Here is a 20744-nt window from a genome sequence, read left to right as displayed (position 1 = left end):
GCCGTATGACTTGAATAGGCCAAAGGTGTGGTTACACTGCGTAAACGTTCGAGCTCAAACCAAATCTCGCGCAAACCCGGATTTCGTAAATCCTTTATTTGTATTACTGCGTTTGTATGCTGTACGGCTTCAATGAATGATCCCGCTGCGAGCATACTGACGGTTCAATCTATAAAATCAAGTTTAGAAGTAAAAACAGCGGTTTACGCGCAGGCGATACAGAAAGCTCCCTCGAGTCTTGCTGCTCCCGTCAGTCCTCCCGTCCCGGCTTATTTGGAGGCGATCGGGATTCCGGAAGCATGGGCGTCGATGAGTCGGGATGTCACCTCTACGATTGCGATTGTTGACACCGGCGTAGATTTCAACCACCCGGAGCTAAAGCCGTTTTTGCTAGAAGGGATAAATTTGATTAACGAGCGAAAAACAGCCCAAGATGATAACGGTCATGGAACGGCTGTCGCCGGAGTTATCGCCGCCATTGCCAAAGTCGGCGAGTTTTCGACCGGACTTGGCAAATGGCGAGGTAAATTGTTGCCGGTTAAAGCTTTGGATCAATACGGTTCGGGTAATGAAGAAAAATTGACTCAAGGCATCCTGTATTCGGTCGACCATGGCGCCGACATCATCGTTCTCTCCCTTGGATTAAGAAGAGACGCTCCCGGGCTGCGAGATGCGGTAGCTTACGCGGAAAGCAGAGGCGTGCTGCTCGTGGCCGCAAGCGGCAACGATGCTGCCGTCTTCGGTGCCAAAGCCGCGGTTCAGTATCCCGCAGCGTATCCAACCGTGTTATCCGTCGCGGGATCGGAGAAGTCGAAGCCGATTTCGCAATCGACCTCAGGGTCCGAGAATGACGTAAGCGCTACGTGGCGTGTTCAGACTCTTGCGCTAAACGGCGGTGCGATCGGGATGGAGGGAACCTCCATGGGAGCGCCTCAAGTCGCTGCAACGGCAGCTATGCTGAAGGCGATTCATCCGGATTGGGAACCGCTTCGGATACGCGAAACTTTGCGGAGAACAGCGGACTTAAACGGAATAGCGACTTGGAATCCGAATATGGGTTATGGTCTTATCTCCGCGATCAAGGCTATTCAAGCAGATTCAAACATAGATTGGCGGGAGCCGAACAATACGAAATCAGAGGCTAGCGAGTTTCCGTTAGGTAAAGAGGTCGCCGGCAATTGGGAAAGCTCGCTCGATTCCGATTGGTTTACTTTTGAAGTTCCCTATGATGGTGTATTTAGTCTATATGGAGATGATGTTATCGCCGCGTTATTTAACGGGCAAGCGATGATCTCGGATCGTAAATCAATCAAGGATAAGCAGGAAGGGGAACCTATTAAGGAGTGGCCGTTAAAGAAAGGCCGATATTGGTTAAAAGTAGATCATTCGAATCCATTTTCTCAAGCTGCGCCCACATATCGCCTAACATCCAAGTTTACGATGAACCCGGACTCGAGGGAGCCTAACGATAGCGCCGCTTCCGCAAGTACGCTTCCTCCGCGAAGCCAACAATGGACCGGGACGTTTCACAAGCGGGGCGACGTGGATTGGATGGTCATAACGTTGCCGAAACCGGGAATCATTAGCTTATCGATCACGCCGGATACGACGAGAATCGATCCGCAAATATGGATTCAACCTGCAGGCGGAACGGAAATCGTCGTCGATGAGCGCGGAGATGGCGGCAGCGAACAGTGGACTTTGAATAACGCGAAAGCGGGAAGATATTACATACGTATATCTAACGCGGTTTCTTCGAATCCGGAAGCGGTAATCGGGACGTATGCCGCTGCTTTGGAATATATTACCGAGAAAGAAGATTTATACGAACCGAATGAAAGCCCATTAACGTCCACACCGCTTTCTCCCGATAAAGTGTACAACGGGTTAATTCATACGAGTAAAGATCAGGATTGGTATCGATTTACGCTGACCAAAAAGCAGATCGTGAAGCTCTCGGTCGGACATCTTCCAAGCTCGATGCTCTTTAACGTTGAATTACGGAATAAAAAGCTGCAAACGTTAGAAAAATGGAACAACGGGGACGGACAGAAAACATTGCTCGGCGAAAAAGAACTGTTACCCGGCACTTATTACTTAAAAGTCACAGCGGATCGTTATAACCGCAATCAGTACTATGGGCTAAAATTACAATTTTCTAATCGATAACGCCTTGAACATGTCTTATTGCACATTTATGGTATAGGGAGGGTTGTGGGGACATGGAAGACGAAGCTGGGTTATTCGCTTTGGCTGGATGGAACGGACTCTTCTCGATTTTCGTTACTTTAGGCTGCGTCGTTGTCGTTTGGATCGTATTGCAAGAAATTAATTTTGACAAAATCGTACGTCAGCCGCGAGGCCAACGCGTTAAAGTTCTGCAGTTGCTAATCGCGATCGGTCTCGGGCATTTGGTCGCACGGTTTATTCTCGACTATTGGAACTGGGTAGGTACGCTCAAATGGCTTTTCCGTTCGGGTTGATGTTTTTTCGAAATCGATGCGACGGAAAGAGCAGAGAATGGGCAATAATACTCAAACCATCGTTTTTCAACCTGATGGTTGTCGATTCAAATCGGAATGAAGGGGTTACCCCAAAAAATGCCGCTTGTGTCAATGATGGCCGTAGTGGTATGATAAAATTTGGGTTTTTCGGGGTCGGGCACTTTGCTTAAGGCTTCGGAATGAATCTATAACGCGCGGAGGGAACCACCCATGAGCAAAATCATCGTCCGCGGCGGACGTACCCTATCGGGAACAGTCCGCGTGCACGGCGCTAAAAATTCCGTCCTTCCGATCCTTGCCGCTGCTTTGTTAGCAGAAGAAGGATCCAGCGTCATTCATGACGTTCCCGCCCTGGACGATGTAAAGAACATCCTGCAAGTGCTTTCGGCCTTGGGAGTTTATGCGCAGCAAGAGGGCGAAACGGTCCGTTTACATGCTGAATCGCTAACTTCATGCGAAGCGCCTTACGAATTGGTTCGGAAAATGCGAGCATCGTTCTTGGTTATGGGACCATTGCTGGCTCGACTTGGAAAAGTGAGAATTTCTCTTCCGGGCGGCTGCGCTATTGGTACGCGTCCCATTGACCAGCATTTGAAAGGCTTTGAAGCAATGGGGGCGGAGATCGGTTTCGGTCAAGGTTCCATTGAAGCCAGCGTGAATGGCAAATTGCGCGGGGCAAGAATTTATTTGGATATCGCGAGCGTAGGCGCCACGGAAAATATTATGATGGCAGCCACGACGGCGGTCGGAACGACAGTTATCGAAAACGCGGCTAAAGAACCGGAAATCGTGGATTTGGCCAATTTCCTTAATGCGATGGGAGCAAGAGTTCGCGGTGCTGGCACGGGCGTCATTCGCATCGAAGGCGTAGAGCAACTGCGGAGCGCGGAGCACCATGTGATCCCGGATCGCGTTGAAGCGGGAACCTATATGATTGCTGCCGCGATTACAGGCGGAGACGTTTATGTTGAAGGGGCCATTCGCGATCACCTCGGGCCAATCGTTGCTAAATTAGAGGAAATGGGCGTTGTTGTCGATTGCGACGAGAATGGGATTCGCGTTAAAGCATTGAATCCATTGCGTGCAGTCGATGTCAAAACGTTACCGTATCCAGGTTTCCCGACAGATATGCAAGCTCAGATGATGACTCTTCTGCTTGTTGCGGATGGAACGAGCATCGTAACGGAAACGGTGTTCGAGAATCGGTTCATGCATGTCGATGAATTGATCAAAATGGGCGCCGAGATCAAGGTTGACGGTCGTACGGCTATTGTAACCGGTGGCACGAAGCTATCCGGAGCAAGCGTGTGCGCCACTGACCTAAGAGCTGGAGCCGCGTTGATTTGCGCTGCGCTCGTCGCTGACGGTAACACGGAAGTGGGCGGTATTCATCACATCGAACGTGGATATATGAATATCGTGGATAAGTTGGCCTTGCTTGGAGCGGATATATATCGTGCTCCATCGCCGGAAGACGTTCTTGAGGAATCCGAGAAAGCATCGCTTCAACCGGATAGGCTAATGCAACAGATGGAGCAACGTGCCGCTGCAGCATCTGAAGTCATTATCCGCAATATTCAGCCGACTCTTGCCTAATGTTTTCACACGCAGCATGATCGTACAGATAGCTAATGGATTGAACACATACGCAGCTATTGATCCCGATGATTGGCATGTTCTTATACTTAGCTAATAATGCTTAATATCAATCCCCTGGCCCTCTTAGGCTTGGGGATTTCTTCTTAACTGGCTCAGGTTAATCGGGACGCTTGTTCCCTCTGCTACGCTATCCCCTTCGCTCAGGCAACCGCCGCTGCTGTTAACTTCACATATTCGCATCGATTGGTCTCCCTCCGATTGCTCTTTCACGCTATCCCCTTCGCTCAGGCAACCGCCGCTGCTGATAACTTCACATTTTCGCACCGATTGGTCCTCCTCCGATTGCTCTTTCACGCTATCCCCGTCGCTCAGGAAACCGACGCTGCTGTTTGTTATCTTTACATATTCGCACCGATTGGTCACACTTCGATCGCTCTTTCATGTTATCCCCGTCGCTCAGGCAACCTCCGCTGCTGTTAACTTCACATTTTCGCACCGATTGGTCGCACTCCGATTGCTCTTTCACGCTATCCCCGTCGCTCAGGAAACCGACGCTGCTGTTTGTTATCTTTACATATTCGCACCGATTGGTCACACTTCGATCGCTCTTTCATGTTATCCCCGTCGCTCAGGCAACCTCCGCTGCTGTTAACTTCACATTTTCGCATTGATTGGACCTCCTCCGATTGCTCTTTCACGCTATCCCCGTCGCTCAGGAGCGTTCACCTGCTAACTTCGCTTACTCGTATCGGATGTTCGTACACCTATCTTTATCACTAATCGCTCAGTTTCAAATCTGAGAAGCATTAGACAGCTTGTTTCGATCGCCGAGTAACTCGCGACCGTTGGAGAGAACGTTGGGTGTTGGAGCGGCCGGTTAGAGCTGGATAAGTAATCGTAAGAAAACGAGCGCTATCAAGAAGGAGGCTGGCGAACCGGGTGTTGGAATGGTGATTGGATTGATAACAATATTGATCCATATACACTTGAAGATGCTTAGGGCCTATGCCTCGAAAGACTCTCCCTAACCATGAAGAAAGATAGAAGCTCTCCCAAACCAGAGTTTTGTTCATCGTTTTACCGTAGCGTCGTGTGAGAATAACATTTTCCGCGGATTCGGGATTCACGTGTTTGGCTACGAATGGTCTAGGATCAGGACAATCATATTTATCTCGCAGGGTTAGCTTGGATTGGTGCTTTATTTTGATAAAACCGATATTTCCTTCTAAGTCGTCGGATGTTCCTATGAGTACTGGCTGCTCTTGTTTGTGTAGCTCGAAAGTACTCGTTAATCTCTTGTAGCAAATGGCGTCCGATATTCTGACAACTCCGGTCAATAAAACCTCGGAATCGGCTTGACTCATGGCATGGCGAATTTTATGACAAATTAACCAGGCGGTTTTATAAGTCACCTTGATGAGGTTAGACAGTTCGAGAGCATTAACGCTACGCGGTCTAGCGTGAAGATGGATGGCCTGAAACCAACGGCGTAACGGCGTACGGCTTCCTTCCATGATCGTCCCCGCGATCAAAGAGGTTTGCGCTTTACAGGAACGGCATTCATATAGAGGAAGTTTGCGAGTCGAAATTACATAAGCTTGAGGGCAATGACAATGAGGGCAGCGGAATCCGTCCGGCCACTTGGCGTGGAATAACGCATCGATACAGTCCTCTTCCTTATCGTACCTTGCACAAAATGCATTAAAGGCTTCGGTAGCAAGTTTCAGACTCATCCCGCATTGTCAGCTCCTTTCGCAAAAGAACACTTGTTCTCATTTCATTATACCAAACATTTGTTCCTATTTAAAGATATTTTTTTCTATTAATTACCTAAATTATTGGAGGCTAGCTTCTACCTGAGCGAAAGGGATAGCGTAAAAGGAGAGGGCTGATTCAATGTATTGAGGTGAGAACTGAGTAAGTGAAGAAATTCTGAGTCATGGGGATAAAGTTGGAGGGGAAGCGAACTTATAGAAGACGGCACGAGAAGGGCGGCACCAGAAGGGCGGTACCAGAAGGGCGGTACGAGAAGGGCGGTACCAGAAGGGAGGCACCAGAAGGGCGGCACGAGAAGGGCGGTACCAGAAGGGCGGCACCAGAAGGGCGGCACCAGAAGGGCGGTACCAGAAGGGCGGTACCAGAAGGGCGGTACGAGAAGGGCGGTACCAGAAGGGCGGTACCAGAAGGGCGGTACGAGAAGGGCGGAACGAAAAAGACGGTACGAGAAGGAAGAGTCCGGGGTGCCTGAGCGAAGGGGATAGCGTGAAAGGGCATAGATGGGGGAAGCGGTGGGGAGTCTGAAGTAATAGAGAACAGAGACAAGGAATTAGGAAGAGAAAGATCGGGAAGACAATAGGTAGAGGAAATGAAGAATTTCGATAGTCGAATTTCAAAGAAGCCGTGTATACAAGGACGATAGCAAGGCAGGTTCTAGCTTTTGCGAGTCTCGCATATTTTGAAAGCATCGGTTGAACAACAGAGTTCGCGGAGTAAGCGGACGTTCAAAGAAGCTATCATGCAAAGAAATAGACGAGGTGAACCCGTGAATTCGAAAATAAGGAAGGGGCAGGGCGCTAGCCAACATTTATGGATTGCTTTCGCGATTGGAATGATTGCTTCGATATCGATAGGGCTACTTTTCCGAGAAAAAGATTCAAATTCGAGCGCGGCAGATCAGGTGGAGGTCTTTCAGCAGATGCAGGCGGAGGCGCAACAGAAAACGAAGAATGAGCCCGATTACGAGAAACATCAACCAGTCTTAGAGGAGAAAGAAGTTCAACCAATCGTCCGAGTATTATTATCGAAAACTCGGAGCATTGAACCCGTACCGTTAGAAGAGTACGTTAAGGGGGTAGTGGCGGCTGAAATGCCGCTTGATTTCCAACCTGAGGCGCTCGAGGCGCAGGCGCTTGCTGCCCGCACCTATATTGTGCGCAGACTTACGCTGAATGACCGTAGCGGCGTAACGGGGGTCGAGGCGGATGTGACGGATACTCAAGCTCATCAGGTTTATCGGTCTCTAGCGGAAATGAAACGACTTCGGAAGAACGATGAAGAAGGCTGGCGCAAAGTGGATGAGGCCGTTAAGAATACCGAGGGTGATATCATCGCTTATCGCGGGCAACCGATTGAGGCGTTATTTTTTTCAACAAGTAACGGTTATACGGAAAATTCGGAAGAGGTTTTCCCGAATGAGATTCCTTATCTGCGATCGGTCGCAAGTCCGTGGGATAAAGAACGTTCTCCTAGAGCGATAAATCGAGTAGAGATGCCCTTGTCGGAATTCTATCGAAAGCTTGGAGTGGATGCGATTGCGGTAAGCGCAGCCGGGACGGACAAGCCGAGCCTACGGATTATGGAATGGACGCAAGGAAGACGAGTGAAGGAAATGGTAGCGGGATCCAAGAGAATATCCGGTGAAGAAGTACGCGAAAAGCTAGGTTTGCGTTCCGCCGCATTCGATTGGACGATAGAGAAGGGTATGATCATCCTGACGACTTACGGCAGCGGACATGGCGTCGGAATGAGCCAATGGGGGGCAGAAGGGATGGCGCAGACGGGGAAAACGGCGGATCAGATCGTCGAATACTACTATTCGGGCGCGCGGGTGGAGAAAGTTTCAAAGCTTGCGAATAGCTCGAAAAACAGACTGTAAGTAGGCAGAAGCTATAAAAATTGTAATCTTTCAAAACAAACAGGTATAAAACGCCATCACCTGGTAACAATGACTTACTGAGGTGATGATAATAATGAATGATGGAAACAGCAAAACACCACGTAAAATCGAAGAGTCTCACAAGTCAGTTGCGGGTGCGTCTCCCGCTGTCAGGCCTACCGGATGGAAAAAGTTCCTTTCCAAGCGCTGGGTATTCCCTGCAGCTTACATGGCCGCGGCAGCAATTATCGTAACGATTCTCTGGCTGAACTCGGGGACGGATCCTAAAGATCCGCAGAATACCGTTCCCAGTTTGACAGAAGTCGACGGCGAAGCAACGACAAACGGACAAACAAGTCCGGAAGCAACCGCGGTAATCTCCAACGGGGAAACGCTCCGTTGGCCGGTAGCCAAGATCGAAGACATGAACACGATCGTTCCATTCTATGATGCAACGGCATCGGTGGAAGATCGCGAAGCGGCCATGGTCGAGTACAATAACACGTTCTCGCCGCACATGGCTACCGATTTGGCTCGCAAAGACGCCAAGTCTTTCGAAGTACTAGCTGCTCTTAGCGGTAAGGTCACGGTTGCTAGTCAAACGCCAACCAATGGCTACGAGGTGCAAATCGAGCACCCGGACGGTTTAGTTACCGTGTACCAAAGCTTGACCGATCTGAAGGTTCAAGTCGGCGAAGAAGTCGAGCAAGGCGACGTTATCGCATCTGCCGGACAAAGCGAGTTGGAACCGTCGGAAGCGGCGCACGTGCACTTCGAGGTTCGTAACAATGGCGAGTCGGTAAACCCGGGCACATTGATTAAATCCGCGAAGTAAGAGAGTTAGAAGAGAATAGAGCATCCCTATCACGGGTAATACGATAGGGATGCTCTATTTCTTTTTCCATCCAATCTCGACAATAGAAGGAAAGGTATGTCATAATTCTTACCAACAGCACGTATAGCTCATCAGATTCCGATGGAAAGGTAGAGAATCATGAGGATTGTGGGGATATCGGAGCTAGAGACCGGGGACGTACTCGAGAAATCGGTGCAAGGAAATAACGGGATTGTCATGCTAGAGGCGGGCACGGTGCTCACGGAGCAATATATTAATAGGCTCAGAACGCTAAGGGTCAAGTTCGTTCACTTGCGGGACCCATCGGAAACATCTACTAGCGATGCGAGATCCAAGCTTAGACGCTCTGCCGTTTCGGATTCGTGGATTCGCCCGGACATCGATCAATTGAAAAACAACGAAAAGGCGCGCGAAGAAGCAGTACGATTAGTCATCGAGTTCATCGACAAGGGATTGATGTTAGAGCAGATCGTGCTGCCGTTTCCGGAAGGGAACTTCCGTCAACAAATTCGCGATATTTTACGGGAGATTACTTCCCAACGGGCGTTGGCCGAAGAACTCGGAGTAATGATCCAGTCGGATCGTATCCTGTTCGAGCATGCTCTTAACGTGACCTTGAGTTCAAACATAATAGGAACCGTACAAAAATTCGATAGCGCTAAGCTTTATGACCTCTCGATAGGGGCTTTGTTTTGCGATATCGGCATGACCCGGTTACCTTTGGATTTCACTAAGGTCAATCGCGAATTGAACGAATCGGAGCTGGCGACTTTGCGGCAGCATACTAGCGAAGGGTACCGCGTGCTTAAAGGGATGAAGGAAATTCCGTTGGCATCGGCGCAATGCGCTCTGCTGCATCATGAACGTTATCGGGGTTCGGGTTACCCGTTGGGGATGACGAACGATAATATCCCGGAATTCGCGCAAATCGTTGGCTTGTCGGACGTGTACAACGCTTTAGGTTCTCCCCGGCACCATCGGAACGCCTACGAGCCTTCCGAGGCGATCGAATATTTATTCGCGTCGGGTAATTATGATTTCGATTGGGAACTCATCAAATCTTTCCTGAATCACGTTATCATTTATCCGGTCTCGACGCGAGTTAAGTTGAGCAACGGACAATCGGCTACCGTAATGGAGACGGCGGGTCGTCCCATTCAGAGACCGCTCGTGCAAGTTTATTCCGAATCGGACGGAACGGCCGTTATTATTCCGTATCAGTTGGAATTACACAGGCACATGAACGTCGTAATCGTCGGGAAAGCCGACAAATAACGGTTAAAGCATGTCCGGAAGACGGAAGGGAAATCCCTTTTCGTCTTTTTTCTTAGGGCTTAAGATGCACTTCAAAGCTTGCCGGACCTATAAATCGAGTCAAAAAAAGGACTTTCCTAGCCTGTCAGGCTTGGCTACATAGAATAAGTGACCGCGCCCCTCATATACTGTACCAATCTATTTCAGCAGGGAGGCGGGAGCGTGCACGATTACATTAAGGAACGAACGATCAAAATTGGCCGAAGCATAGTGGAGACGCGCAATACCGTACGTACGATAGCCAAAGAATTCGGCGTCTCCAAAAGCACGGTGCACAAAGACCTAACTGAGCGGTTGCCGGAGATCAATCCGGATTTGGCCGACCAGGTAAAGCACATTCTCGAATACCATAAGTCGATCCGTCATCTAAGGGGAGGAGAAGCGACCAAAATCAAGTACAAGAAGACGACGATCAAAAAACGGGAAGTTATGACAGCGGGAAAAGCATAATTTTACTAATGATGTCGAGAAGAAAGAAGGATTTGCAGCATAAGCGGCGAATATTATACTATTACAATATCAGACACTCCATATTTGGCGAGGGATAATAGACGCATGTTTAGCAAAGACATCGGCATCGATCTGGGTACGGCGAACGTATCGATTCACGTAAAAGGCAAGGGAGTCGTACTCGACGAGCCCTCTGTCGTCGCTATTGAAAGCGATACTCGCAAGGTGCTTGCGGTTGGAGAGGAAGCCCATCGGATGGTGGGGCGCACTCCCGGCAATATCATTGCGATTCGTCCGTTAAGGGACGGCGTAATTGCCGATTTCGAAGTAACGGATATGATGCTTAAAGCATTCATTCAACGCGTTGGCGGAAAGAACTGGTACAGTCGTCCGCGAATTCTGATTTGCGCTCCTACGAATATAACGTCAGTAGAACAGAAAGCGATCCGCGAAGCGGCCGAAAGAAGCGGCGCCAAGGAAGTATTCCTGGAAGAGGAAGCCAAGGCGGCGGCGATCGGAGCTGGCATGGATATTTTTCAGCCGAGCGGAAATATGGTTGTAGATATAGGCGGAGGTACGACGGATGTTGCCGTTCTTTCCATGGGCGACGTCGTAACCGCCTCTTCTCTTAAAGTCGCAGGGGACAAGTTCGACGCCGCGATTATGAGATACATAAAGAACAAATACAAGTTGCTTATCGGAGAACGCACGAGCGAAGATATCAAGATAAAAATCGGAACCGTTTATCTCAGCGGACGTAGAGAAGAAATGGACATTCGCGGACGGGATATGGTTACCGGGCTTCCGTTGACGGTAACGATTCATTCGGATGAAGTCCGCGAAGCGCTTTGGGAGCCTGTAATGTCTATCGTAGCTTCGGCTAAATCCGTATTAGAGCGCACGCCGCCGGAATTATCAGCGGATATTATCGACCGCGGGGTTATTCTTACCGGCGGCGGGGCGTTGCTCGACGGACTCGACGCGCTCTTGGCCGACGAGATCAAAGTGCCGGTGCTGATCGCCGAAGATCCGATGCACTGCGTCGTTAAAGGAACCGGAATCATGCTTGACCATCTCGACAAAATGACGCGTAAATTAGGTTAATCCGGTTACGAGGAATGCGACACGAAACGTGATCGCGAGCAAGCGAAGCGCAATCGGCGCCCGAGCTCGGCAGACACGAACAGCGCAATAGGAGGATGGCTCCATGTTAAGAGGTTTATACACGGCTGCGTCGGGGATGCTGGCTCAGCAAAGGCGTCATGATACGATTACGAATAATATCGCGAACATTAATACGCCCGGGTTTAAGGGGAACAATTCCGTTAATCGTGCATTTCCGGAAATGTTAATTTCCGTAATGGGCGGCAATAATCCTTCCCAAGGAAACGTAGGGAAGCTAAGTACCGGGGTGTTCGCCGAAGAGAACCTTCTCAGCATGACGCAGGGCGATCTTAGGGAAACTTACCGTTTTCAAGATTTGGCGCTCATGTCGGATATTCTCGTGGATGGAACTTCGTTCGATCAGTCCGGCAAATTCGTGGACGAGAACGGCGAAGTGACTTATAAGCCTCAAGCCTTCTTCGCCGTAACGTCGGCGCAGGGTCAAGAAAGGTATACGAGAGACGGAAGCTTTAAGACCGCGCCTGACGGCACGTTGTTGACATCGGACGGACAACAGGTCGTTGGCGCGAACGGACAACCGATCGTAGTTACCGTACCTTGGGAGTCGGTGAACGTCAGTGCCGACGGGAGGTTGCTAGATCGGGCAACCGGATTGCCATTGCCTGGTGAGCCGCAGTTGAGAATCATGCGGGTGGACAACCCGAACATGCTCATTCGCGAAGGGGATGGACGATTCCGGTACGCGGGGGATGCAGCCGGCATTCGCCAAATCGCTGAAGGCGATCGGGTCGAAGTTCGCCAAGGCTACCTCGAACGATCGAACGTCGATTCCGCTCAATCCGCGGTGGATCTGATGTCGGCGCTTCGGGCTTACGAGGCGAATCAGAAGGTCATTCAGACTTACGATCGCAGCTTGGATAAAGCCGTAAACGAAATCGGCAGAGTATAACAGACGCCATAAGGAGGAACTCCTAAGTGAACAACTCGATGATCACTGCGTCCGTCTCCATGGGCGCCCTTCAGCAGAAGCTGGATATGCTTGCTGATAACTTCGCGAACGCCAATACGGTGGGTTATAAACGTAAATCCGCGGTATTTGAAGATATTTTAACGAGCCTTAATCCGCATCTGGAGGATTTCAACCAAGCAGGCCGGCGGACTCCGCTAGGCTTCACGCAAGGATGGGGTTCGAGAATTGCCGCCATTCAAACGGATATGTCGCAAGGCGTGCTTAAACAGACGGGTAACGTGACGGACATCGCGATTGAAGGCAACGCATTGTTCGAAGTGCGCACGGGCGGAGACATAAACGGAGCCCGCGCGTTCACGCGGCATGGTCCGTTTCAATTAATGCCCGATGCGAACGGAGATCGGATACTCGTAACGAACTCCGGACAACAGGTCGTCGGAAATACGGGTAACGGCGAGGACTTTATACGCGTACCGGCAGGTTACGAACTAACCGTCGGAACCGACGGCACGTTAACGGCCGTTGGAGGCGAGGGTACTACCCCGATCAATTTAGGCACTCTCAAATTGGTTCAGGTGACCAATTCCGAGCTGCTGCAGGCGGTTGCCGATAATTTATACGGCATTCCGGAAAACGTGGATCCGGCAAACGTCGTGCGCGATGTTGCGTTGTTGCCTAACGGGGAAACCGGCATCTCCGTTCTACAAGGCTTCGTGGAGCAATCCAACGTAAACATGGCCGATGAAATGACCGATTTGATGATCGTACAACGAGCATATCAGTTGAGCGCGAGAGCTCTTTCCTCCAGTGAACAGATGATGGGAATGGCGAATAGCTTGCGCGGATAAGTTTCAAAGCGGATAATGATCGTATGTATCAAGTCCGCGACGTTGTGCGTCGAAGGAGACGAAATCTTCATGACAGCACCTTCACGTTCGAATGAGCAAAGCAATAGATCCTCCGGTAGGGTCGTTGCCCGAATCATTTGGATGAGCATTAAAATGTTGATAATTCCTGTGTTTTGCGTTATGGCTTTAATCGTTGGATTGGCGGTAGGATACACCGTACTTGGGGATAAGCCTTTATCGGACGTATTCGATTCCGGCACCTGGAAGCATATGTATGATCTCGTGTTCGCGGAGGGCGGCTGATGCCTGGCCTGCGCCTTGCAACCGGGACGGCAACTCCCCGGCTTCTGCTCGGGGAGTTTTCATTTGTAGGGGTGAGCGTTATAATGATTGGGAACTTTAGAGAAATGGGGGAAGCACGGGAATGAATGTACCCAATATGCTGACGATGTCCCGATTTGTGTTAATCCCCTTGTTTTTGATCTTGTATTTGAACGATCAGTCGATCGCGGCTTTGTGCGTATTATTGGTAGCTGGATTAACGGATATATTGGATGGATACATCGCCCGTCGAAGCGGACAAGTTACGTTAACCGGCAGCATGTTGGATCCTTTAGCGGATAAGCTTACGATGTTATCCGTCATTCTGGCGCTTCTAATCAAGAACGTGCTTCCGTTGGCGGCATTTATCGTGATGGCATTCCGTGAACTGGTCATGATTATCGCTTCGGCGATTTTTCATTTCCGCGGCTTAAAGACGGTGCCGGCCAACTTGCTTGGCAAAGCGACCACCGTCATTTATTACGCGGCGATTACATTGCTATTCTTGGAACAATCCATAGGAGTAGACGTATTATGGTTCGGAATCGCTTTGTCTTTCTTGGCTTCGATCATTTATTTCATGAAATTCAGAAACTTAAACCGGGCATCTTAACCGTTGCGGCACAAAAGAGCCCGCCGCCGGCTGGAGGAACGGCGGGCGGCGGCAAGCTCTCTTATATCAACCTTTGCGACTGCAGTTCGCCTAAGGGATAATAGTATTATTTGCCTTCGCGGTTCAATTATTCGTACAACAGGTTAGATGATATAGGAGGAATAAATAATGTTAGATATCGTGCAAATTCAGGAATTGATTCCGCACCGCCCGCCGTTCTTGCTCATCGATCGCATACTGGAACTCGAGCCGGGGAAACGTGCTGTAGGACTCAAAAACGTAACGATGAACGAGCCGTTCTTCGTCGGACATTTTCCGGGATACCCGGTTATGCCTGGCGTACTGATCGTTGAAGCGTTAGCGCAAGTCGGCACGGTCGCTATGCTGGCGTTAGAAGAAAATAGAGGCAAGCTCGGTTTCTTCGCGGGCATCGACGAATTCAGATTTCGCGGACAAGTGAAACCGGGAGATACGTTGACTTTGGAGCTGGAAGTCACCCGCTTGAAAGGGCCGATCGGCAAAGGCCGGGGTACGGCGCGAGTGGGCGACGTTGTCGTCGCTGAAGGCGAGCTTATGTTCGCTCTTTCCGATCCGTCGAAAAGCTAACAATTCATAAAGGGAGAGAGAAACCATGGCTACCAATCCGCAGTTCTTATATGAAGCTTGGCTACAGGATCCTAACATAGACGAACGGACGAAAGATGAATTACGGGCGATCGAGGGTCGCGGCGAAGAAATCGAGGACCGGTTTTACCGCGATCTCGAATTCGGTACCGGCGGACTTCGCGGAGTGATGGGCGCGGGAACGAATCGGATGAACCGCTATGTGATCGGTAAAGCGACTCAAGGATTCGCGAGTTTCCTGCTCGGGGAATCCTCCGCGCCTTCCGTCGTCATCGCGCATGATTCACGCAGCAATTCCGACGTGTACTCCTTGGAAGCTGCTTGCGTACTTGCGGCGAACGGCATTCGCACTTACTTGTTCCGCTCCCTGCGGCCGACTCCGCAGCTCTCGTTCGCGGTTCGCGATCTGCAAGCGACAGGCGGAATCGTCGTGACGGCGAGTCACAACCCGCCCGAATATAATGGATACAAGGTATACGGAGCGGATGGCGGGCAACTCGTGCCGCATCAAGCCGAGCAAGTGATCCAACAAATACGGCAGGTCGAATCTTTCGATCAAGTGAAACGTTTGTCGCAAGAACAAGCCGAGGCTCAAGGCCTGCTGGTCTGGCTAGACGATGAAGCCGATCAGAGGTTCATCGATACGGTCGTAGCGCAGACGGTACAGCCTGAGTTAATTAAGACGGGCGCAGGCGCAGCGCTGGGCGTAGTCTTCACTCCTTTACACGGAGCTGGTAACATTCCGATCCAACGGGTGCTAGAGCAAGCTGGATTTTCCAACGTTCATGTCGTAGCGGAGCAAGAGCAGCCGGACGGACAGTTTCCTACGGTTAAATCTCCGAACCCTGAGGAGCAAGAAGCGTTTACGCTGGCGATCAAGCTCGCGAACGAAGTCGGAGCGGATATTATCGTAGGCACCGACCCCGACTGCGATCGGATGGGAGCCGTCGTGAAGAACGACAAGGGAGAGTTCGTCGTACTGACGGGCAATCAATCCGGCGCGCTCATGGTCAACTACTTGCTATCGAATTTGCAAGCTCAGGGTAAACTACCAACTAACGGTGCCGTCATCAAGACGATCGTTACGAGCGAGATGGGCGCGGATATCGCTGCATCTTACGGCTGCGAAGTGTTCAGCACGCTAACGGGCTTCAAATATATCGGCGAATTGATGACGCGGTTCGAAGCGACCGGATCTCATTCTTTCTTATTCGGCTATGAAGAAAGCTATGGCTATTTGACGGGCACTTACGCGCGTGATAAGGATGCCGTAGTGGCCTCGTTATTGATTTGCGAAGCGGCCGCTTATTATAAGGCGCTAGGGAAAACCTTGTATGAAGTGTTGCTCGAGCTCTATGCCAAGCACGGCACTTATCTTGAAAAGCTTGAATCCCGCACGCTTAAGGGGAAAGACGGCGTAGCGCAGATCGGGGCGATCATGGATGATTGGCGCTGTAATCCTCCCGAGGAGATCGCCGGCGTTACCGTCGTCCAATCGCTAGATTACGCCAAAGGATTGGACGGCTTGCCCGCCGAGAACGTTCTGAAGTTCCTGCTCGCGGACGGCTCGTGGTTCTGTCTGCGTCCATCGGGAACGGAACCGAAAATCAAGATTTATTTTGCGGTACGCAGCACGGGATTAGATGAAGCGACGGCTGCCTTGAAGCAACTCGTGGATTCGGTTATGGCTCGGGTCGATTCGCAGGCTTAGACGAAATGAAGGAGTGACCGTTGTGCCCCAGTGGCTGAATACTTGGAATACGAGATTGGCAAAATGGCTTTGGTGGGTCGTACTGCTTGGAGTTGTGGCGGCGCTTCCCGTTATGTACGCAAGAGTGCAGACGGAAACTTCCGCGGATAAAGTCGCTATCGTAATGGACTACCGGGACCTGTTGCAGGTCGGAAATACGCAAGTAAATCCGCAAGCATTCGTACAGGAGCAATTAAAGCTGCTGAAAGATGCGGGCGTGAACGGAATGGCCGTATTTGAAAGCACGTTGGAGGAACTGTCTTGGGCAGGCGAAATAAACGTGTACAATGCCACTCAGGCGGCTTTGCTTGAGGGACGCGTTTCCCCTCCGGAGGATAACGGCACTTATTTGGTCTTCAATCGACCGGAGAACGAGCCGGTGCTTCGTCCGATCATTGAGTGGGCGTTCCGTCATCATGGTGCGGAAGTTACGAATTGGTCCGTTAAAGACCGTGCGGGAATGCGTCTAAGCATGGGATATGACGATGCCTATTTACGCGCGATGCAACCGAACCCGATAGCTATGAAAATGCTTAAGGATGCCGGGTTCATGATCGTTCCGCGCTTGTCGGACCGTTTTGTTCCGTTCGACCCGGTCGAAGTGGACAAGTGGCTTCAATCGTTCGAGGAGCTCGGCGTTACCCGAGTGCTTTTCGATGGGGAAGCGGTCACGGGGTATGGCAAAGGAATTAAGTTCAAAGGCGTGCAACGCTTCTCGAGCGAATTGAAGAAACACGGGATCGGCGTGGGGATATTCGAGAACTTGAAGGTCCCTCAGAAAGGGATGGCGAAGCTAGCCAACCTGCTTAAATACGATGCGATCAGAGCTCACTCCGTTGGAGAAGCCGAAATGAACGTAATCAAGAAGCCGGTGTTAGAGGATCGGCTCGTGCTTGGCGTAAAAGATCGCAATATTCGTTTGTTGTATCTGAACGCGGCGTCCGTCAGGGACTCGACCAAAGGTCAAGTCACGCATCCGTTGCAAAACATCATCGACGTATTGCAAGGAGACGAGGAAGAAGACTCCGTAGGCGTCGTGAAACAACTGAAAGATTTCGGCTTCGAAATCGGGGAGCCTAAAGCATTCGAGGTGCATAAAGCTCCTTCGGAGAAAATTTTACGTGGAATCGCGATGCTTGGCGCGATCGCGCTAGTCGCATTAACCGTAGGATTGTTTATTCCATCTCTATTGTTGCCTGTTCTCGTAGCCGGAGGAGTCGGGGGAGCGGGATTGTACGTGCTCAATTCCACTCTAATGGTACAAGCCTTGGCATTAATGACGGCGATTGCCGCGCCGACGGCTTCGGTCGTGCTGCTCATTAAGCGGATCCGGGTACTCAGGGAAAGCGCGGAAGATCAGCCGATTTCAAGCGTGCGCCGTTTAGGGGGCGCAGTGATCCTTCTCGTTCGGACGACGATTCTATCGCTTGCGGCCGTTCCTTTTATCGTAGCTTTGCTTAATCACATCTCCTATAGCTTGGTGCTGCAGCAGTTCCGTGGCGTGAACTTGCTTCATTTGGTTCCCATCGGGTTGGTGGCGATTTACGTATTCTTGTATGGATCCAGTGAGACGGTCGTGGGCAACGCGAGAAAAATTCTGGCAATGCCGCTGACGGTTTTGTGGATCGCGGGTGTGGGTATTCTTGGCGCGGTAGGTTACTATTATTTGTCCAGAACGGGCAATGGCGGCCAAGTGACGGGGATAGAAATGCAATTCCGTTCGCTGATGGAAAATACTTTCGGCGTGCGGCCGCGTATTAAGGAATTCATGGGCGGTCATCCGTTGTTCTTCGCGGGAATTTTCTTGGCGCTCCGGTATCGTTGGGCGATGGTACTTCTTGTTGCCGGTACGATCGGACAGTTGTCGATGGTGGATACATTCGCGCATATTCATACTCCGTTCTTGCTGTCTCTCATTAGGGTATTCCTCGGTCTTGGCATCGGCGTTCTGATCGGATTAGCGATCATAGTCGTATGGCAAATTGGCGAGAAAATATGGGTTAAATGGCTGAAGAGTTCTAGGTTTATTGCTTAGCGCTTTCGCTTTCGACGGTATCCCCTTCGCTCAGGAAGTGGGGGCGTGGGAGTACCGGGGAGTGGGAAGTCGGGAGTCGAGAGTCGGACTTTGTTTCGCTTTTACGGTATCCCGCTCGCTCAGGAAAAGCGATTTGCACGTGGCGGTTAGGCGTTAGTACATGGTACTAAATCTCATGGTAAATCAAGCAAATGACAACCATTCATATCCCCTTCGCTCATGATGGCGTAGGGGATTTGGTTCGAGAGGGCGTATGGCCATTATCCCCTTCGGTCAGGGACTACGTTTGAAGTATGGGATAGATTGATGGCGTAGGGGATTTGGTTCGAAAGGGTGTATAGCCATTATCCCTTTCGGTCAGGGACTACGTTTGAAGTTTGGGATAGAGTGTGTTGGTGTGGGGATTCGGTTTGAGGGCGTATAGCCATTATCCCTTTCGGTCAGGTACTGCGTTCGAAGTTTGGGATAGAGTGATGGCGTGGGGATTCGGTTTGAGGGTGTATAGCCATTATCCCTTTCGATCAGGAACTGTGCTCGAAGTGTGGGATAGAGTGCTGGTGTGGGGATTCGGTTTGAGGGTGTATAGCCATTAACCCTTTTGTTCAGGAATTGCACCTCAATGTATGGGATAGAGCGATGGTGTAACGTTATTTTCGGCGAAAGGCCAAGCACAGCTACGAATAAGACGATGAGAGAATGTTATTGGTCAAATAGAAGATCGATCATGTATCTGAAAGTGGAAATAAAGCGATGGTACAATGTTATTTTTAAGCGAAGCGGTAATGAGCGTCGAATAGGGTTTTGTCATAACGTTAATTTGTAGGAGCGGGATAATTGGAGCATCCTACATTAGAGATTTTCGCGATAGGGGCGGGAGAAAATCGGACATCGTGCAGAAAACGTGACGGGTAACGCCGGAAAGACATACCGATTGGTGTTGTCGGGGTTCTATGGTTTCCGAAATAGCGGGGACGAAGCGGTATTGAAGAGTATTCTGACGGCTTTGGATGAAGCGGCGGATCATGCGGGGATAAAGCTGAAACCAATCGTGCTTTCCGGAGACCCGGAATGGACGTCGAAACAATATGGCGTGGAGGCGGTCCATCGGATGAAGCTCCGGGATGTGCGACGGGCGCTTAAGAACAGCGATGGGCTGATCAGCGGCGGGGGAAGTTTGCTGCAAGATGCGACGGGGCTAGGCTCGATTCCGTATTACTTAGGGATTATGGCGTTGGCCCGTTGGTGCGGGAAGCCGACTTTCGTATATGCGCAGGGAATCGGACCGGTGAACCGGAAAATGTTTGAGCCTTTTATAGCTCGCGCGTTTCGGAAAGCGGCTTATGTTTCGGTGCGGGACGAGGAGTCGGCGACGCTGCTGAGGAGGTATGGCGTTCCTCCGGCGAGAATTGACGTGGTGCCGGATCCGGTTATGGGGTTGCCGGCGTGGGCTGCCGCCGGCGAGGATGTTGCGAGCCCAGCCAGCGGCGGCGGCTCGTATGTGGAGTCGGCGAGCGCAAAGCGCGCCGACCTGGTTGAGGACACGCCGCCCGTGGTGGGCGTGTCCGTCAGGTTCTGGCGCGGCGACCGCGCGGACTTGGACCGCGCGGCTGCCGCGCTTGAAGCGCTGGCAGGACGGCATCGCGTCCGGCTGCGCTTCCTGCCGTTCCATCGCGGCGCGGACGAGGATGCGTCCCGCTACGTGATGGAACGGCTAGGCTCTGCCGGGGCCTCGGCAGAGCTGGCCCCGGCGCACGACGACCCGCAGCAGATGCTGCGGGAGGTCGGCCGATGCGCGTTGCTCATCGGGATGCGCCTGCATTCGCTCATCTATGCGGCGAATCAGAATGTACCCCTTCTGGGGCTGTCATACGACCCTAAGATCGACCAATTCCTGCAGCGCCTCGGACAAAGAGCCGTCGGCACGACGGAGGAGCTGGATACGGAGTATATGTCCCAGCAGGCCGTCGAAATTTTACGCGATCCGGAGCGGTGGCATCAAGCTTGCGACGCTGCCATTGCGCGCCTAAAGAAGGAAGCGGGCAAGCCTTCGAAACAAATCGTGTCGCTCATACGTAAATAG

The 20744-nt window shown here is 51.1% G+C and carries 18 protein-coding genes; 16 read left to right on the top strand and 2 right to left on the bottom strand.

Going from position 1 to position 20744, the window contains the following annotated elements; all coding sequences use genetic code 11:
- Positions 1–132 precede the first annotated feature (132 nt).
- The 3 genes from HH215_RS20345 (at position 133) to murA (ending at position 4100) form a co-directional block, all read left to right on the top strand.
- Positions 133–2169 carry a S8 family serine peptidase gene (locus HH215_RS20345; protein ID WP_169281555.1) on the top strand — a complete coding sequence of 679 codons (2037 nt, stop codon included), beginning with the start codon at positions 133–135 and terminating at the stop codon, positions 2167–2169.
- A 53-nt stretch (positions 2170–2222) separates the two neighbouring features.
- A complete protein-coding gene (locus HH215_RS20340) occupies positions 2223–2483 on the top strand; it encodes a DUF1146 domain-containing protein (RefSeq protein ID WP_169281554.1) in 261 nt (86 codons plus the stop codon).
- A 231-nt stretch (positions 2484–2714) separates the two neighbouring features.
- Positions 2715–4100 carry a UDP-N-acetylglucosamine 1-carboxyvinyltransferase gene (murA, locus tag HH215_RS20335; protein WP_169281553.1) on the top strand — a complete coding sequence of 462 codons (1386 nt, stop codon included), beginning with the start codon at positions 2715–2717 and terminating at the stop codon, positions 4098–4100.
- A 126-nt stretch (positions 4101–4226) separates the two neighbouring features.
- On the opposite strand, the gene HH215_RS20330 is transcribed toward murA, so the two are convergent.
- Together HH215_RS20330 and HH215_RS20325 are read right to left on the bottom strand one after the other, a co-directional pair.
- A complete protein-coding gene (locus HH215_RS20330) occupies positions 4227–4427 on the bottom strand; it encodes a hypothetical protein (RefSeq protein WP_169281552.1) in 201 nt (66 codons plus the stop codon).
- Positions 4428–4909: 482 nt separating this feature from the next.
- Positions 4910–5836 carry a transposase gene (locus tag HH215_RS20325; RefSeq protein ID WP_254450161.1) on the bottom strand — a complete coding sequence of 309 codons (927 nt, stop codon included), beginning with the start codon at positions 5834–5836 and terminating at the stop codon, positions 4910–4912.
- A 962-nt stretch (positions 5837–6798) separates the two neighbouring features.
- Here HH215_RS20325 and spoIID point away from each other — a divergent pair.
- From spoIID to csaB, 13 genes are all read left to right on the top strand, one after another.
- Positions 6799–7758, top strand: coding sequence for a stage II sporulation protein D (spoIID, locus tag HH215_RS20320; RefSeq protein WP_169281551.1), 960 nt, complete (start codon positions 6799–6801; stop codon positions 7756–7758).
- Positions 7759–7852: 94 nt separating this feature from the next.
- Positions 7853–8593 (top strand): M23 family metallopeptidase, encoded by a 741-nt coding sequence (locus HH215_RS20315; protein WP_169281550.1) that lies wholly within the window; start codon positions 7853–7855, stop codon positions 8591–8593.
- 159 nt (positions 8594–8752) lie between these two features.
- Positions 8753–9889 carry an HD-GYP domain-containing protein gene (locus HH215_RS20310; RefSeq protein ID WP_169281549.1) on the top strand — a complete coding sequence of 379 codons (1137 nt, stop codon included), beginning with the start codon at positions 8753–8755 and terminating at the stop codon, positions 9887–9889.
- A gap of 201 nt (positions 9890–10090) precedes the next feature.
- A complete protein-coding gene (gene spoIIID / locus HH215_RS20305; protein WP_169281548.1) occupies positions 10091–10378 on the top strand; it encodes a sporulation transcriptional regulator SpoIIID in 288 nt (95 codons plus the stop codon).
- A gap of 105 nt (positions 10379–10483) precedes the next feature.
- On the top strand, positions 10484–11482 hold the full coding sequence (mreB, locus tag HH215_RS20300; protein WP_169281547.1) for a rod shape-determining protein MreB: 999 nt from the start codon (positions 10484–10486) through the stop codon (positions 11480–11482).
- Between the two features lie 103 nt (positions 11483–11585).
- Positions 11586–12452: a flagellar hook-basal body protein gene (locus tag HH215_RS20295; RefSeq protein ID WP_169281546.1), complete on the top strand. Its 867-nt coding sequence runs from the start codon at positions 11586–11588 to the stop codon at positions 12450–12452.
- A 26-nt stretch (positions 12453–12478) separates the two neighbouring features.
- A complete protein-coding gene (locus tag HH215_RS20290) occupies positions 12479–13321 on the top strand; it encodes a flagellar hook-basal body protein (protein WP_169281545.1) in 843 nt (280 codons plus the stop codon).
- A 69-nt stretch (positions 13322–13390) separates the two neighbouring features.
- On the top strand, positions 13391–13624 hold the full coding sequence (locus HH215_RS20285) for a DNA-directed RNA polymerase subunit beta (protein ID WP_254450160.1): 234 nt from the start codon (positions 13391–13393) through the stop codon (positions 13622–13624).
- 121 nt (positions 13625–13745) lie between these two features.
- Positions 13746–14255 carry a CDP-alcohol phosphatidyltransferase family protein gene (locus tag HH215_RS20280; RefSeq protein ID WP_169281544.1) on the top strand — a complete coding sequence of 170 codons (510 nt, stop codon included), beginning with the start codon at positions 13746–13748 and terminating at the stop codon, positions 14253–14255.
- Between the two features lie 168 nt (positions 14256–14423).
- The gene (fabZ, locus tag HH215_RS20275) at positions 14424–14861 is read left to right on the top strand and encodes a 3-hydroxyacyl-ACP dehydratase FabZ (protein WP_169281543.1); all 438 of its coding nucleotides are present in this window, start codon (positions 14424–14426) and stop codon (positions 14859–14861) included.
- 25 nt (positions 14862–14886) lie between these two features.
- Positions 14887–16590 (top strand): phospho-sugar mutase, encoded by a 1704-nt coding sequence (locus HH215_RS20270; RefSeq protein ID WP_169281542.1) that lies wholly within the window; start codon positions 14887–14889, stop codon positions 16588–16590.
- Between the two features lie 22 nt (positions 16591–16612).
- Positions 16613–18664, top strand: coding sequence for a DUF5693 family protein (locus HH215_RS20265; protein ID WP_169281541.1), 2052 nt, complete (start codon positions 16613–16615; stop codon positions 18662–18664).
- A gap of 901 nt (positions 18665–19565) precedes the next feature.
- Positions 19566–20744 carry a polysaccharide pyruvyl transferase CsaB gene (csaB, locus tag HH215_RS20260; RefSeq protein ID WP_169281540.1) on the top strand — a complete coding sequence of 393 codons (1179 nt, stop codon included), beginning with the start codon at positions 19566–19568 and terminating at the stop codon, positions 20742–20744.

Source organism: Cohnella herbarum (assembly GCF_012849095.1).
GTDB lineage: Bacteria > Bacillota > Bacilli > Paenibacillales > Paenibacillaceae > Cohnella > Cohnella herbarum.
This window is presented reverse-complemented; position numbering and strand designations above follow the sequence as displayed.

Bases quoted from the DNA above. Each gene is read 5' to 3' on its own strand.
- HH215_RS20280 (WP_169281544.1), top strand. From the start codon at position 13,746: ATGAATGTACCCAATATGCTGACGATGTCCCGATTTGTGTTAATCCCC.
- HH215_RS20340 (WP_169281554.1), top strand. From the start codon at position 2,223: ATGGAAGACGAAGCTGGGTTATTCGCTTTGGCTGGATGGAACGGACTC.
- HH215_RS20345 (WP_169281555.1), top strand. From the start codon at position 133: ATGAATGATCCCGCTGCGAGCATACTGACGGTTCAATCTATAAAATCA.
- HH215_RS20285 (WP_254450160.1), top strand. From the start codon at position 13,391: ATGACAGCACCTTCACGTTCGAATGAGCAAAGCAATAGATCCTCCGGT.
- fabZ (WP_169281543.1), top strand. From the start codon at position 14,424: ATGTTAGATATCGTGCAAATTCAGGAATTGATTCCGCACCGCCCGCCG.
- HH215_RS20315 (WP_169281550.1), top strand. From the start codon at position 7,853: ATGAATGATGGAAACAGCAAAACACCACGTAAAATCGAAGAGTCTCAC.
- mreB (WP_169281547.1), top strand. From the start codon at position 10,484: ATGTTTAGCAAAGACATCGGCATCGATCTGGGTACGGCGAACGTATCG.
- HH215_RS20270 (WP_169281542.1), top strand. From the start codon at position 14,887: ATGGCTACCAATCCGCAGTTCTTATATGAAGCTTGGCTACAGGATCCT.
- HH215_RS20325 (WP_254450161.1), bottom strand. From the start codon at position 5,836: ATGAGTCTGAAACTTGCTACCGAAGCCTTTAATGCATTTTGTGCAAGG.
- spoIID (WP_169281551.1), top strand. From the start codon at position 6,799: ATGCAGGCGGAGGCGCAACAGAAAACGAAGAATGAGCCCGATTACGAG.
- HH215_RS20310 (WP_169281549.1), top strand. From the start codon at position 8,753: ATGAGGATTGTGGGGATATCGGAGCTAGAGACCGGGGACGTACTCGAG.
- murA (WP_169281553.1), top strand. From the start codon at position 2,715: ATGAGCAAAATCATCGTCCGCGGCGGACGTACCCTATCGGGAACAGTC.
- HH215_RS20295 (WP_169281546.1), top strand. From the start codon at position 11,586: ATGTTAAGAGGTTTATACACGGCTGCGTCGGGGATGCTGGCTCAGCAA.